11 protein-coding genes and 1 pseudogene are annotated in these 13,346 nt (G+C 70.1%); 8 read left to right on the top strand and 4 right to left on the bottom strand.

What is annotated here, in order from left to right:
- The coding region (locus IR155_RS11250; RefSeq protein WP_167760768.1) for an AsmA family protein at window positions 1-806 on the top strand (806 nt) is incomplete at its 5' end.
- A gap of 182 nt (window positions 807-988) precedes the next feature.
- Window positions 989-2,272 carry an alpha/beta fold hydrolase gene (locus IR155_RS11245; protein WP_135114918.1) on the top strand — a complete coding sequence of 428 codons (1,284 nt, stop codon included), beginning with the start codon at window positions 989-991 and terminating at the stop codon, window positions 2,270-2,272.
- Window positions 2,273-2,484: 212 nt separating this feature from the next.
- On the opposite strand, the gene IR155_RS11240 is transcribed toward IR155_RS11245, so the two are convergent.
- Window positions 2,485-3,372, bottom strand: coding sequence for a Bax inhibitor-1/YccA family protein (locus IR155_RS11240; protein WP_135114917.1), 888 nt, complete (start codon window positions 3,370-3,372; stop codon window positions 2,485-2,487).
- Window positions 3,373-3,516: 144 nt separating this feature from the next.
- Here IR155_RS11240 and IR155_RS11235 point away from each other — a divergent pair, with 144 nt between their 5' ends.
- From IR155_RS11235 to ligD, 4 genes are all read left to right on the top strand, one after another.
- On the top strand, window positions 3,517-4,527 hold the full coding sequence (locus IR155_RS11235) for a glycerophosphodiester phosphodiesterase family protein (protein WP_135114916.1): 1,011 nt from the start codon (window positions 3,517-3,519) through the stop codon (window positions 4,525-4,527).
- A 92-nt stretch (window positions 4,528-4,619) separates the two neighbouring features.
- A complete protein-coding gene (locus tag IR155_RS11230; RefSeq protein ID WP_135114915.1) occupies window positions 4,620-7,040 on the top strand; it encodes an ATP-dependent helicase in 2,421 nt (806 codons plus the stop codon).
- A gap of 201 nt (window positions 7,041-7,241) precedes the next feature.
- Entirely contained in the window at window positions 7,242-8,507 is a 1,266-nt protein-coding gene (locus IR155_RS11225) for an SseB family protein (protein ID WP_135114914.1), read from the top strand.
- A gap of 50 nt (window positions 8,508-8,557) precedes the next feature.
- Complete coding sequence (gene ligD, locus IR155_RS11220) at window positions 8,558-9,607, top strand: non-homologous end-joining DNA ligase (RefSeq protein ID WP_135114913.1); 1,050 nt, start codon at window positions 8,558-8,560, stop codon at window positions 9,605-9,607.
- Window positions 9,608-9,995: 388 nt separating this feature from the next.
- On the opposite strand, the gene IR155_RS11215 is transcribed toward ligD, so the two are convergent.
- Window positions 9,996-10,535: an ATP-dependent zinc protease family protein gene (locus IR155_RS11215; protein WP_233441184.1), complete on the bottom strand. Its 540-nt coding sequence runs from the start codon at window positions 10,533-10,535 to the stop codon at window positions 9,996-9,998.
- 34 nt (window positions 10,536-10,569) lie between these two features.
- Between IR155_RS11215 and IR155_RS11210 the strand changes: the two genes are divergently transcribed.
- Window positions 10,570-11,763: a RimK family alpha-L-glutamate ligase gene (locus IR155_RS11210; RefSeq protein ID WP_135114911.1), complete on the top strand. Its 1,194-nt coding sequence runs from the start codon at window positions 10,570-10,572 to the stop codon at window positions 11,761-11,763.
- Between the two features lie 129 nt (window positions 11,764-11,892).
- Here IR155_RS11210 and IR155_RS11205 read toward each other — a convergent pair whose 3' ends face one another.
- On the bottom strand, window positions 11,893-12,261 hold the full coding sequence (locus tag IR155_RS11205) for a VOC family protein (RefSeq protein WP_135114910.1): 369 nt from the start codon (window positions 12,259-12,261) through the stop codon (window positions 11,893-11,895).
- Between the two features lie 63 nt (window positions 12,262-12,324).
- On the opposite strand from IR155_RS11205, the gene IR155_RS11200 reads away from it, so the two are divergent.
- Window positions 12,325-12,768 carry a MarR family winged helix-turn-helix transcriptional regulator gene (locus tag IR155_RS11200; RefSeq protein ID WP_135114909.1) on the top strand — a complete coding sequence of 148 codons (444 nt, stop codon included), beginning with the start codon at window positions 12,325-12,327 and terminating at the stop codon, window positions 12,766-12,768.
- Between the two features lie 22 nt (window positions 12,769-12,790).
- Here the strand turns inward: IR155_RS11200 and IR155_RS15990 are convergent.
- A pseudogene (locus IR155_RS15990) lies at window positions 12,791-13,015 on the bottom strand (ATP-dependent DNA ligase); the annotation flags it as partial.
- Between the last annotated feature and the right edge of the window lie 331 nt (window positions 13,016-13,346).

Genomic DNA, 13,346 nt, shown 5'->3' with positions numbered 1-13,346 from the left:
CCCCGGCCCCGCGCAGCGGCGGCCCGGGCAAGCCGGTCGCGATCATCCTGATCGTCATCGGCGGGCTGCTCCTGATCGGCACCGTGGCGGGCGTCATCCGCTCGGTCGTCGCCGACGCGTCCCGCATCGACGACACGCTGACGGTCGACGCCGCCGGCATCACGTCGCTCGACGTCGACGCCGCCGCGTCGTCGTTCCGGCTCGAGTTCGGCGACGTCGACGAGGCCACGCTGGAGATCACCGACGCCCGCAGCGAATGGACCCTCACCCGCGACGGTGACGAGCTGCAGGTCGGCACCCCCGACGAGCTGTTCGGCGACTGGGGCCCGCGCTTCGGCCGCAACGAGGAGCAGGTCGTGCTGACGCTTCCCGAGTCCCTTCGCGACGCCGAGATCGACGCCGACCTCACCCTCGCCGCGGGCGAGCTGCGGGCCGAGGGAGCGTTCGGCGAGCTCGACCTCGAGCTCGGCGCGGGCGGCATGAACGTCTCGGGATCGGCACGCACGCTCACGGCCGACATCAGCGCCGGCGACGCCCGCGTCGAGCTCGCCGATGTGAGCGAGGCCGAGATCACCGTCTCGGCGGGACGCCTGGTGGGCGAGCTCACCGGGTCCGCCCCCGACCTGGTCACGGCCGGCGTGAGCGCGGGCTCGCTCGACCTCACCCTGCCCGCCGGGTCGTACGACGTGAACTCGGACGCCTCGGCCGGGCGGGTGGACAACCGCCTCGACACGGACGACTCGTCGGCCCACCGCGTGACGGTCGACCTCTCCGCCGGGCACGCGACGCTCCGCAGCGACGACTGATCCGGCGATCCGGATCCGGTTGATCCGGCTGATCCGGCCGGGCGATCCGGCTGGAGAAACGAGGAGATCCGGCCTCCCGAGGATGAATCCCTGTGGATTCTCCTCGCGGGGCCGGATCTCCTCGTCTGCGCGGGTGCCGCGGGCGACGGAGCGCACCCGAAGGGATCGGCGAGGATGGATCCATGACCTCCTCCTCGTATCGGATGCGCGACCGGATCATCCGGGACCACACCGTCACCATGCCGCTCGACTGGACCGCCCCGGATGACGGGCAGACGATCGAGGTGTTCGCGCGCGAGGTCGCGCACGTGGAGCGGCAGGATGCGCCGATCCTGGTCTTCCTCCAGGGCGGGCCCGGCGGCAAGGGCCCGCGGCCGATGCCCGGCGAGGACTGGATCGGCGAGGCGCTGAAGACCCACCGCCTGCTGCTGCTCGACCAGCGCGGCACCGGCCGTTCCTCGCGCGTGGAGGCGGCGTCGATCGCCGGCCTGTCCGCGGCGGACGCGGCCGAGTACATCCGCAAGTTCCGGGCCGAGCAGATCATCGCCGACCTCGAGCACCTGCGCCGTGAGGTGTTCGGCGGCGTGCGCTGGCAGACCCTCGGCCAGAGCTACGGCGGATTCCTGACGCTGACGTACCTGTCGTTCCGCCCCGAGGCGGTGTCGGCCGCGTACGTCACGGGCGGGCTGACCTCGTTCGCCCCGGACGCGACCGACGTCTACCGCCGCACGCTGCCGCGCGTCGCCGACAAGACCGCGGAGTTCTACCGCCGGTACCCGCAGGATGCCGACGTCATCGCGCGCGTCGTCGACGTGATCGAGAACTCGGACGTGCGCTTGCCGAGCGGCGACCGCCTGAGCGCCCGGCGCCTGCAGACCCTCGGCATCGACTTCGGCATGAAGCCCGGCTTCGAGCGGATGCACTGGCTGTTCGACGAGGCGTTCTCGTCATCCGGCCGCCTCAGCGACCACTTCCTCGCCGAGGTGGACGCGCACACGCAGTACTGGGGCGGTCCGCTGTACGCGCTGCTGCAGGAGGAGATCTACGCCGACGGGCACGGCGCGACCGCCTGGGCGGCGGAGCGCGTGCGCGCCGAGCTCGGCGGGTTCGAGCCGGGAGCGTCGCCGATGCCGTTCACGGGCGAGATGTTCTTCCCCTGGATGTACGACGAGATCGCGTCGCTGCGGCCGTTCCGCGACGCGGCGCACGCCCTCGCCGAGCGGGAGGATCATCCCGCTCTCTACGACGCCGCTCAGCTGCGTCGCAACGAGGTGCCGATCGCCGCGGCGATGTACTTCGATGACATGTACGTCGACTTCGGCTACGCCCAGCAGACCGCCCGCGAGGTGCCGAACACGCACCTGTGGGTCACGAACGAGTACGAGCACGACGGCCTTCGGCAGGACACCCGCGTCGTCCGCACCCTGATCGACCGCGCGGTCGCCGAGGGCGGGCCGCTGGCATAGGGTTCGCCGGCCCGGGATGTCCCCGAGTTGCCGGTTGGTTCCGGCACCTTGGGGACCGGGGCGCCGACGAGTCCCCGAGTTGCCGGTTGCTTCCGGCACTTCGGGGACCCGCGGCCTGACGCCCGTCGCACGTACTCCTCGATGCCGCCGACGCTCCGCGGAAAAGACGAAGGGCCCGTCCCGGAGGACGAGCCCTTCGTGTGACGCGGAGGTCAGTCGTTGCCGCGCAGGATCGCGATCACGCGCAGGATCTCGACGTAGATCCAGATGACGGTCGCGACGATGCCGAACGAGGCCTTCCAGCCGAGCTTGCGCGGCGCGCCGTTGCGAGCGCCGTTCTGCACGAACTCGAAGTCCATGACGAGCATGTACGCCGCGAGCAGCACGGCGAGGATGCCGATGATCACGCCGAGCGGGATGCCCATGATCTCGACCGAGCGCATTCCCCAGGCGAGGTCGCTGGCCGGCCCGCCGAAGATCATGAAGCCGAAGTTCAGCAGGCTGAAGGCGAGGTAACCGAGGGCGGCGATCATGACGATCTTCGTCATGCGCGGCGACGTGCGGACCTTGCCGCTCGAGAACAGGGCGAGGGTCACGCCGACCACCGCGAGCGTGGCGAGCGTCGCCTGCATCACGATGCCGGGGAAGACCTGCTCCATGATCAGCGAGAACGCGCCGATGAACAGACCCTCGGCACCCGCGTAGGCGAGCACCAGGCCGGCGCCGGGCATGCGCTTGAACGAGTTCACGAGGCCGAGCACAAAGCCGGCGAGCGCGCCGACGATCGCGATGCCGAGGCCCATGCCGGGGTTGGCGAGCGTCGCCCACCAGCCGACGACGGCACCGAGCAGCAGCACGCCGAACGAGGCGAGGGTCTTGTGGATCGTGTCCTCGACCGTCATCCGGCCGGTGTCGACCGCATCAGCCGAGGGTGCCGAGTACAGGCCCTCGAGGTGAGAGGCCGGCGGCGGCACGAGGCCGGGCGACTGCTGGCCGGCGGCGGCGCCGCCCGGGTAGGTCTGCGCCGCGTAGGACGTGGGCGCCTGCGGCGGACGCGTCGAGGTCTGGAAGGCGGGGTCGGTGAATCCCAACTTGGCCATGATCGGTCAACTCCAAATGGTTGCGGGACAGCCCTGTCGAGCGCTGTTGATCCACATTACCCACGGTTTCTTATGCCTGTGCTGGGATTCGCGGGCGCCCGGCTACGCCCCGGGCGAACGCATCCGAGTGCCTAGGCTTGTCGCATGCCTCGCCGCCTTCCGCTCGTCATCGGGCACCGCGGAGCCCCCGGCTACCGCCCCGAGCACTCGCGCTCGTCGTACGACCTCGCGCTCCAGCTCGGCGTCGACGCGGTCGAGCCCGACATCGTCGCCTCGAAGGACGGGGTGCTCGTCGTCCGGCACGAGAACGAGATCTCCGGCACCACGAACGTCGCCGACCGTCCGGAGTTCGCGAGCCGCCGCACGACCAAGACCGTCGACGGCGTCAAGCTCACCGGCTGGTTCACCGAGGACTTCACGTGGGAGGAGCTGTCGACGCTGACGACGCGGGAGCGCATCCCGCAGCTGCGGCCCCGCAGCGCGACCTTCGACGACGCGCAGCCGATGCTGCGGCTGACCGACGTGCTCGACCTCGTGCGCGCCGGATCGCTCGCTCAGGGCCGCGAGATCGGGGTCGTGCTCGAGGTCAAGCACGCCACCTACTTCGCGGGGATCGGTCTCGACCTGGTGCCGATGATCGAGGCCGAGCTGCGCGCGACCGGATGGGACACGGGCGAGCTACCCCTGGTCGTGGAGTCGTTCGAGTCGACCGTCCTGCATCGGCTGCGCGAGCGCGGGCTGCCCGCGACGTACATCTACCTGCTCGAGGCGAAGGGGAAGCCGTTCGACCTCATCGCCGCTCACGGCGACGCCGCACCGTCCTATCCCGCGACCGCGACGCCGCGCGGGCTCGACGCCTTGATCGGCACGGTGGACGGGATCAGCGTCGACAAGCGGATGATCCTCGCCCCGGATCGCCGCGGGCGCACGAGCGGACCCTCGCCGGTCGTGGCCGATGCGCACGCCCGGGGCCTGCAGGTGTTCACGTGGACCTGCCGTCCCGAGAACGCGTTCCTGATCCCGGAGTTCCGGGGCAAGGGCGGCAAGGCCGCGTTCGGCGACTACGAGTCGGAGTGGGACGTCATCCGCCGCTCCGGGGTGGACGGCGTGTTCGTCGACCACCCCGACCTCGGCGTCGCGTACTTCCGCGAGTGAGGCTGGTCCGGCGAGACCGCACGCGCCGGGTGCGCGGCCACTGGGTATGGGCCCAGTCTGGTGTCGGTGGCCCCGCCTAGACTCGAAGGGCAATGAGCGACTCCTCCACGCCCCTGATCGTGCCCGCCGGGGCCGGGCCCCGGGGCCCGCAGGCCGGCGCCTTCGACGACCTGCTCGAGGGCCTCAACCCGCAGCAGCGCGAAGCCGTCGAGTACCGCGGCCCCGCCCTGCTGATCGTGGCCGGCGCAGGATCCGGCAAGACCCGCGTGCTGACGCACCGCATCGCGTCGCTGCTGCGCACACGCGAGGCGTGGCCGAGCCAGATCCTCGCGATCACCTTCACGAACAAGGCCGCGGGCGAGATGCGCGAGCGCGTCGAGCAGCTCATCGGCGACAGCGCGCGCGGAATGTGGATCTCGACCTTCCACTCGGCGTGTGTGCGCATCCTGCGTCGCGAGGCCGACCAGTTCGGCTTCACCAAGGCGTTCACGATCTACGACTCCGGCGACTCGCGCGCGCTGATCAAGCGCCTGGTCAAGGAGCACGAGGCCGACGCCCTGGGCCTCACCCCGGCGTCCGTGCAGTCGAAGATCTCGAAGCTCAAGAACGAGCTCGCCGACGCCGACTCGTACGCGCGCGACGCGAACATGAACGACCCGGTCGAGCGGATGTTCACCGACCTGTTCCGCGCGTACCAGCGGCAGCTGCAGAAGGCGAACGCGTTCGACTTCGACGACCTCATCGCGCAGACCGTGTACCTGTTCCGGGCGTTCCCGCAGGTGGCCGACGTCTACCGCAAGCGGTTCCGGCACATCCTGGTCGACGAGTACCAGGACACGAACCACGCCCAGTACGCGCTCATCCACGAGCTGACGCGCCCCGTGTCGTCCTCGACTGACGTCGGCGGCGGCATGCTCGCGCTGATGGACGAGGCCGAGGGCGCCTCGCTCACCGTCGTCGGCGACTCGGATCAGTCGATCTACGCGTTCCGCGGTGCGGACATCCGCAACATCACCGAGTTCGAGCGTGACTACCCCGGCGCGAAGGTCGTGCTGCTCGAGCAGAACTACCGATCGACGCAGAACATCCTGACCGCGGCCAACTCGGTGATCCGGAACAACTTCGACCGCAAGGACAAGCGGCTCTGGAGCGACCAGGGCGACGGCGAGAAGGTCATCGGCTTCACCGGCTACTCGCAGCACGACGAGGCGCAGTTCGTGGCCGACGAGATCGAGCAGCTGCGCCGCCAGGGCGTCGACTACGGGCAGATGGCGGTGTTCTACCGCACCAACTCGCAGTCCCGTGCGCTGGAGGAGATCTTCATCCGCGCCGCCGTGCCGTACAAGATCATGGGCGGCACGAAGTTCTACGAGCGTCAGGAGATCAAGGACGCGCTCGCGTACCTCGTGACCGTCGCGAACCCCGCCGACGAGATGGCGCTGCGGCGCATCATCAACAAGCCGCGCCGCGGCATCGGCGACGTCTCGGTCGAGACCATCTCGTCGTTCGCCGAGCGCAACGGCATCACGTTCCGCGACGCGCTCGGCCACTCCGCCGAGCTCGGCTTCGGGCCGAAGATCCAGGGCGCGATCGCGCAGCTGCACAACGTGCTCGTCGAGGCGCAGGAGATCCTGCTGCCGTCGAACGGCGAGATCCCGCCGCCGACATCGGTCGCCGAGGGGCTGCAGGTGCTGCTGAACAAGACCGGGTACATGGATGCGCTGCGCGCCAGCCGCGATCCGCAGGACGAGGCCCGCATCGAGAACCTCGACGAGCTCGTCGCCGTGACGCGCGAGTTCGCGCGCAACAACCCGGATGGCACGGTGCTCGACTTCCTCACCACCGTCGCGCTCGTCGCCGACAGCGACGACTTGGACGACGCATCCGGATCCGTCTCGCTCATGACGCTGCACACCGCGAAGGGCCTCGAGTTCGACACCGTGTTCCTCACGGGCGTCGAGGAGGACCTGATCCCGCACCGCATCTCGGCGAACGAGCCGGGCGGCCCCCAGGAGGAGCGGCGCCTGTTCTACGTGGGCATCACGCGCGCGCGGAAGCGCCTGTACATGTCGCTCGCGATGACGCGCGCGCAGTTCGGCGAGGTCTCGGCCGCGATGCCGAGCCGGTTCCTGCAGGAGATCCCGGCAGATCTCATCCATTGGCGCCAGTCACCCGGCGACGTCAACGGCCGCGGCGGATCGCAGTCGCGCGCGCTCAACGCGCGTCGCCCCGGCGGCTCGGACCGGTGGGGCGTCAAGCCGCTCGGCCCGAGCAGCAGCCTCAAGCCGAAGTCGACCGCGATGGACAAGTTCCCGGGCCTCGTCACCAACAAGGTGCGCGACAACGGCGACCTCGAGCTCGCCGCGGGCGACCGCATCCGGCATGACGACTTCGGCGAGGGGCGCGTCGACGCGGTCACGGGCGAGGGCGCGAAGCGCATCGCGCACGTCCGCTTCGACACCGCCGGCCCCAAGAAGCTGCTCATCAAGATCGCGCCGATCGCCAAGCTGTAGTCGGCGGGGCATCCGGCTGATGGGCGCGAGATCACATCCCGCGTGCGGGGGCACATCCCTCCCGTGAACTGACATCCCTCGGGGTGTGATGCCGCGGCGTGGATGTGCGGTCGCAGAAGCGCGGGCGGCCAAGACCTCGGGCGCCCCGGGCACCCCCGTCAAGTCCCTCACGGGGTTGCGCGTCACACGTAGGCTGGGCGCATGGGACTGTTCTCGCGGAAGAAGAAGGACGACGACCAGACGGCCGCCGAGGTCTCCGCGGAGCAGGCGCCCGTCGAGAGCGAACCGACTCCGGATGCCTCGGGCGACGTCGCGCAGGATGCCGCGCCCGAGACGCCGAGTGATCCCGCGCCGCAGGTCGGCATCTCGCTGTCGTCCTTCCGCGGGCTCGGCGGCACGGCCGGGCCTGAGGTCGCGCCCCCGCCGCAGGAGGGACCGCGCCAGGGCGATCCCCGCATCCCGAGTCCGCACGACACGCTGAAGCCGGGCACCGCGCCGGCGCAGCCCGCGCCGCCGGCTCCGCGGGAGCTTCCGCTCGCCCCGGCCGCGCCGCCGGAGCAGCTGGAGACCGTGCCGGGCCTGCGCGACAATGCCCTGCTGCGCGACGCGCTCGCCGCTCTTCCCGAGAACCCGAGCGGCGCGCAGCTCATCGGGGTCGTGCGCCAGCTGCTGCAGGGCCACCTGTTCCTGCGCGTGCAGGGCAACGCCCGCGAGCAGCTCGCCGAGGGCAACGGCCGCCTCTCGTTCGGCATCGCCCGCGACGGCGAGAAGACCTACATGCTCGTGTTCAGCTCGGGCAAGGCGCTCCACGACGCGGTGCGCGCCGACGGCGACGCGAGCACGTCGGCCGTCGGCCAGCCGGTCGGCTCGATCCTGAAGCACCTCATCGAGCAGAACTTCTCGGGCCTCATCGTCGACAACAACTCGGCCCCGCACCGCGCCGTGCTGCCGCGCGAGGTGCTCGAGCGGGCGCTCGGGCAGGCGGATCCGGCGATGCGTCTGAAGGCCGCGCTCGCCGCCCCGCGCGAGGCCGACACCCCGCACCGCATCGCGCAGCTGCTCGCCGAGGGCGTGCCGCTCTGGGTCGCGATCGGCAAGGCCGCCGAGGACAGCACGCAGCTCGGCATCGCCGAGGCGCGACTGGCCAACGGCACGCGCCTGCTGCAGGTCTTCTCGCACCCGATCGAGGTCGCCGCGCAGGGACGCGAGGAGCGCGCCCTGCCGCTGTCGGCCGCGAAGATCGGACAGGTGCTGCGCGACCACGAGGCCGTCGGCGGCATCATCGTCGATCCCGCCGGCCCCCTCATCACCCTCACGCGCGAGGAGCTCGCCCCGGTCATCGCGCTCGCGGACGACGCCGACAAGACGGATGCGGCACGGCCCGGCGACGCCACCACCACAACGCAGGCCCAGACCGGCGAGCCGCAGGCAGCGCCGGAGCCGATGCACCTCGACGACGGCGACTGAACCCTCGTCAAGCCGTTTCGCCGGATCGCCCGCATCCGTAGGGTGGCGCTATGGCGTCGGAACGCATCACCCTGACCATTCCCGGACCGGATGGCGATCGCGAGGTGGGGCTCTCGAGCCCGAACCGCGTGCTGTGGCCCGAGGTGGGGATCACCAAGCACGAGCTCGCCGAGTACGTCATCGCCGTGGCCGACGCGTTCCTCGCGCACAACGGGCACCGGCCCGTCTCGCTCGAGCGGTATCCCGAGGTGGTCGGCGGCGAGATGTTCTTCTCCAAGAACCCGCCGAAGGGTGCGCCGTCCTTCGTGAAGTCCGAGACGGTCACCTACAACAGCGGCCGGCGGCATCCGCAGGTCTACCTGACGGAGCCGGCGGCGATCGTGTGGGCGGTGCAGATGAACACCGTGGTGTTCCATCCGTGGGCGTCGCGCGTGCCCGAGACCGACAACCCCGTGGAGCTTCGGATCGACCTGGATCCGCAGCCCGGCACCGACGTGACCGACGCGATCCCGGCCGCGCACGCGCTGCGGGAGGTGCTGCGCGAGGCGGGCCTCGAGGCGTGGATCAAGACCAGCGGCAACCGCGGCCTGCACGTGTTCTGCCCGATCGTGCCCGAGTGGGAGTTCCTCGACGTGCGTCACGCGGTGATCGCCGCCGGACGTGAGCTCGAGCGCCGGATGCCCGACAAGGTCACCACCGCGTGGTGGAAGGAGGAGCGGGGCGCCCGCATCTTCGTCGACTTCAACCAGGCGAACCGCGACCGCACGATGGCGGGCGCCTACAGCCCCCGCGCGCTTCCGCATGCCTCCGTGTCGACGCCGCTTCACTGGGACGAGGTGGACGACGTCGATCCGACGCGGTTCACGGTCCGGACGATTCCGGATCGGCTCGCGCAGGGAGATCCGTGGGCGGGGATCCAGGATCAGCCGGGCAGGATCGACACCCTGCTCGAGTGGTGGCAGCGGGACGTCGAGAACGGTCAGGGCGAGATGCCGTTCCCGCCCGAGTTCCCGAAGATGCCGGGGGAGCCGCCGCGCGTGCAGCCCAGCAAGAAGAATGCCGAGAACTGGGACGCCGAGGGGAACCGGATCGAGGACTGATCTGGGGGGAAGGGGCGGGCTGCGGTCGGTCGCTTCGGCTCGCAAGCTCGCTCAGCAACCGGTTCGGTTATCGAGCGAGCGCCACCGAGTCGAGATGACCGGCCCGCACGCTCGCCCAGCCACGGGTCGGTCGCTTCGGCTCGCAAGCTCGCTCAGCAACCGGTTCGGTTATCGAGCGAGCGCAGCAACCCTCGGTTATCGAGCGAGCGCCACCGAGTCGAGATGACCGGCCCGCACGCTCGCCCAGCCACGGGTCGGTCGCTTCGGCTCGCAAGCTCGCTCAGCAACCGTTGGGTTATCAGGCTCGCTCAGCAACCCTCGGTTATCGAGCGAGCGCCAGCGAGTCGAGATGACCGGCTCGCACGTTCACACGGGCGCTGCGGCGGCCTCAGTCCTCAGCGGGGTGACGGAACGAGCGGCGATGCTCGCGCGCCGGGGGACGCTTGTTCGCCCGGCGCACTGCACGCGGTGGCTTGCCGCCGAGATACGAGGCCGCGGAGTCGACGAGGAAGCCCTGGCTCAGCAGCTCGCGGCCGACGAGCATCCTGAATCCCATCGCATCCCGGCGCGTGAGTGTGACCTCGGCGGGAATGACCCGGTCGAGCACGCGGAGCTCGAGCATCACCACAACGCGGCGCTCGGTGTGCCCCGACGAGCTGCGCACCCGGCGGTGGTCGTGAACGGGCAGCTCGACCGGCACCGCGTCATCCGCGCTGCGCTGCCAGGGGTGCACCTCGAAGCGCACCCACGACTCGCCGTCGCGCGTGAACTCCTTGAGACCGAAGGCGTGGAGCGAGGACGTGCGAGCCCCCGTGTCGACCTTCGCCTTGAGCCACTCCACCCCGAGGCCGGGAAGTCCCACCCATTCGCGCCAGCCCACGAGCGCGTGACTCGGCACGCTCTCGGACGGGGGAAGATGGGGGGACACGTCACTTATCCAACCAGGAACACAGGACTGTTCAGTGAAGATCGCCATCTTGTCCCGCGCGCCGCGCGCTTACAGCACTCAGCGACTGCGCGCAGCCGCGCTCGATCGCGGGCACGAGGTGAAGGTGCTCAACACCCTGCGCTTCGCGATCGACCTGGCCGGGGACGAACCCGACCTGCAGTTCCGCGGTCGGCGCCTGTCGGAGTACGACGCGATCATCCCGCGCATCGGCAACTCGATCACGTACTACGGCACGGCCGTCGTGCGGCAGTTCGAGCAGATGGACGTCTACACGCCAAACACCGCCAACGGCATCGCGAACTCGCGGGACAAGCTGCGGGCGAACCAGATCCTGTCCCGTCACGGGATCGCCATGCCGGCGACCGCGTTCGTGCGCGACCGGGCGGATGTGGTGCCGGCGATCGAGCGCGTCGGCGGAGCGCCGGTTGTGCTCAAGCTGCTCGAGGGCACGCAGGGCATCGGCGTCATCCTCGCCCCGGAGATCAAGGTCGCCGAGGCGATCGTCGAGACGCTGCAGTCGGCTCGCCAGAACGTGCTCATCCAGCACTTCGTCAAGGAGTCGCGCGGCCGCGACATCCGCGCGCTCGTCGTCGGCGACCGCGTGGTCGCCGCCATGCGCCGCTCCGCGAAGGGCGATGAGTTCCGCTCGAACGTGCATCGCGGCGGATCGGTCCAGCGCGTCGAGCTGACCGAGGAGTACGAGCGCACCGCCGTGCGTGCCGCGCAGATCATGGGGCTCAAGGTCGCGGGTGTCGACATGCTCGAGTCGGATGAGGGCCCGCTCGTGATGGAGGTCAACTCCTCGCCCGGCCTGCAGGGGATCGAGGAGGCGACCAACCTCGACGTCGCCGGCGCGATCGTCGACTACATCGCAAACCAGGTGGCGTTCCCGCAGATCGACGTGCGCGAGCGGCTGTCGGTCTCGACCGGATACGGCGTCGCCGAGCTGGTTGTGCACGGCGACGCCGAGCTCGTCGGCCGCCGACTGGACGATTCGGGGCTGCGCGAGCGCGACATCACCGTGCTCACCCTGCACCGCGGCGCATCCGTCATCCCGAACCCGAAGGGCAGCTGGGTCCTCGAGGCCGAGGACCGCCTGCTGTGCTGGGGCAAGCTCGAGGAGATGCGCTCGATGATCCCGGAGCGGCCGAAGCGCCGCCCCCGCGTCAAGAAGCTGCCGAAGAACCCGATCCCCGACGAGGACTGAGCGCCGAGCGACTTCCTGTTGCTCCGGTGCCGCACCGGGGAGGTGTGCGCGTCGCGACCGCAGGCCCCCTTGCAGCACGATCGCTGCATGCACAGAGGTGCCGATCCGCGCGTGTGAGGCGCGGCGGCGTCAGGCGCGGTCGTGGAGGGTGATCCGATAGCCGTCGGGATCTGCGAACGTGAACGTCCGGCCGAAGGGACCGTCGAAAGGGTCCGCGACGATCGTGTGTCCGTCGGCTGCCAGAGCATCGTGAATGACCTGGACGTCGGTGGCGTGCAGCCAGATGGCGACGCCGGCTCCGGGGTGATCCCCAGACGCCGGATCGGTGCCGGGAACGATGTCGCGCAGCGCGAACGCGATCGGCTTCGTCTCGAAGACGACGGCGTGCGAAGGCCCCGCGGGGGTGTGGGCGAGGCCGAGGTATCGCTCATAGAACGCCTGCGAGGCGTCGAGATCGCGTACCTGGAGTGAGATGAAGTCGGGACCGGTGGCAGGCATGAGTGTGCTTCTTCCTTTTGTGTCAGTTTTCTGACACGTCAGAGACTATGTCAGAATGCTGACATGAGTCAAGCGCGCAGCGGCATCGACCTCGAGACATCACTGGGGTACGTGCTGAAGGAGGCGTCGAGCGCTCTCCGCACCGCGATGGAGGACGTGCTGCGGCCGCTGGGGATGACGATCACTCACTATTCGTGCCTGGAGCTCCTGGCGCAGCGGCCGGGCTTGTCGAACTCGGAGCTCGCTCGGGGCGCGTTCGTGACGAGGCAGTCGATGAATGTGCTGCTCCAGGCGCTGGAGCGTGACGGATACGTGGCACGACCTGCGCAGCCCCCGGTCGGGAAGGCCCTTCCGGCGCGGCTCACGGCTCGCGGCCGGGAGAGGCTCAAGGTGGCGTCCGCGGCCGTTCGATCGGTGGAGATCCGGATGCTGGCGGGGATGACAGAGACCGACAAGGCGGACGCCCTGCGGATCCTGCAGGGCATGGTCCACTCCCTGCGCGACTGAGCCCCCGCGCCCTGCTCGACGGTCAGTCGATGACGTCGCCGAGGTCGTACTTCGCCGGCACGTCGAGCTGGTCGAAGCGGCAGGATGTCGCCTCGCGGTCGGGGCGCCATCGCTCGAATTGCACGGTGTGGCGAAAGCGCATCCGGAACGCGGGATCGCCCTCCAGCTGGTCATAGCGCACCTCGAGCACGCGCTCGGGGCGCAGCGGCACGTACGTCACGTCCTTGCCCGACGAGAAGCGCGCCCGGAAGAAGTCGTTCAAGCGCACCAGGCCTTCATCGAACGGCGTCGGGGCGCGCGACCCGAGGGCGAGTTCCGACAGGCGACGGAGGCGGAGTGGGGCGACTTCGAGCAGCACTTCCTGCTGCGCAAGGTCGCGCTCGGCGACTGTCACCGGCCGTACGCGACGCCGTGCGTGCACGAAAGCGCGTGCGCGAGATGCCGCTTCCTGGACGTGGACCCGCGACAGAGCCCGCGCCTTGAAGAGATGGCGGTCAACGCCGAGGGACGTCTCGAGGAAGCCAGACGGCACGTCTGGCTCGGCGAGGTAGCCGCCCTCGAGGAGAGCTTGGTGCACA

The sequence above is a fragment of the Microbacterium paludicola genome, assembly GCF_015235415.1.
Lineage (GTDB): Bacteria > Actinomycetota > Actinomycetes > Actinomycetales > Microbacteriaceae > Microbacterium > Microbacterium paludicola.
The sequence above is the reverse complement of the archived record's forward strand: the minus strand, read 5'-3'. Positions and strand labels throughout refer to the sequence as shown.

Bases quoted from the DNA above. Each gene is read 5' to 3' on its own strand.
- IR155_RS11245 (WP_135114918.1), top strand. From the start codon at position 989: ATGACCTCCTCCTCGTATCGGATGCGCGACCGGATCATCCGGGACCAC.
- IR155_RS11240 (WP_135114917.1), bottom strand. From the start codon at position 3,372: ATGGCCAAGTTGGGATTCACCGACCCCGCCTTCCAGACCTCGACGCGT.
- IR155_RS11235 (WP_135114916.1), top strand. From the start codon at position 3,517: ATGCCTCGCCGCCTTCCGCTCGTCATCGGGCACCGCGGAGCCCCCGGC.
- IR155_RS11230 (WP_135114915.1), top strand. From the start codon at position 4,620: ATGAGCGACTCCTCCACGCCCCTGATCGTGCCCGCCGGGGCCGGGCCC.
- IR155_RS11225 (WP_135114914.1), top strand. From the start codon at position 7,242: ATGGGACTGTTCTCGCGGAAGAAGAAGGACGACGACCAGACGGCCGCC.
- ligD (WP_135114913.1), top strand. From the start codon at position 8,558: ATGGCGTCGGAACGCATCACCCTGACCATTCCCGGACCGGATGGCGAT.
- IR155_RS11205 (WP_135114910.1), bottom strand. From the start codon at position 12,261: ATGCCTGCCACCGGTCCCGACTTCATCTCACTCCAGGTACGCGATCTC.
- IR155_RS11200 (WP_135114909.1), top strand. From the start codon at position 12,325: ATGAGTCAAGCGCGCAGCGGCATCGACCTCGAGACATCACTGGGGTAC.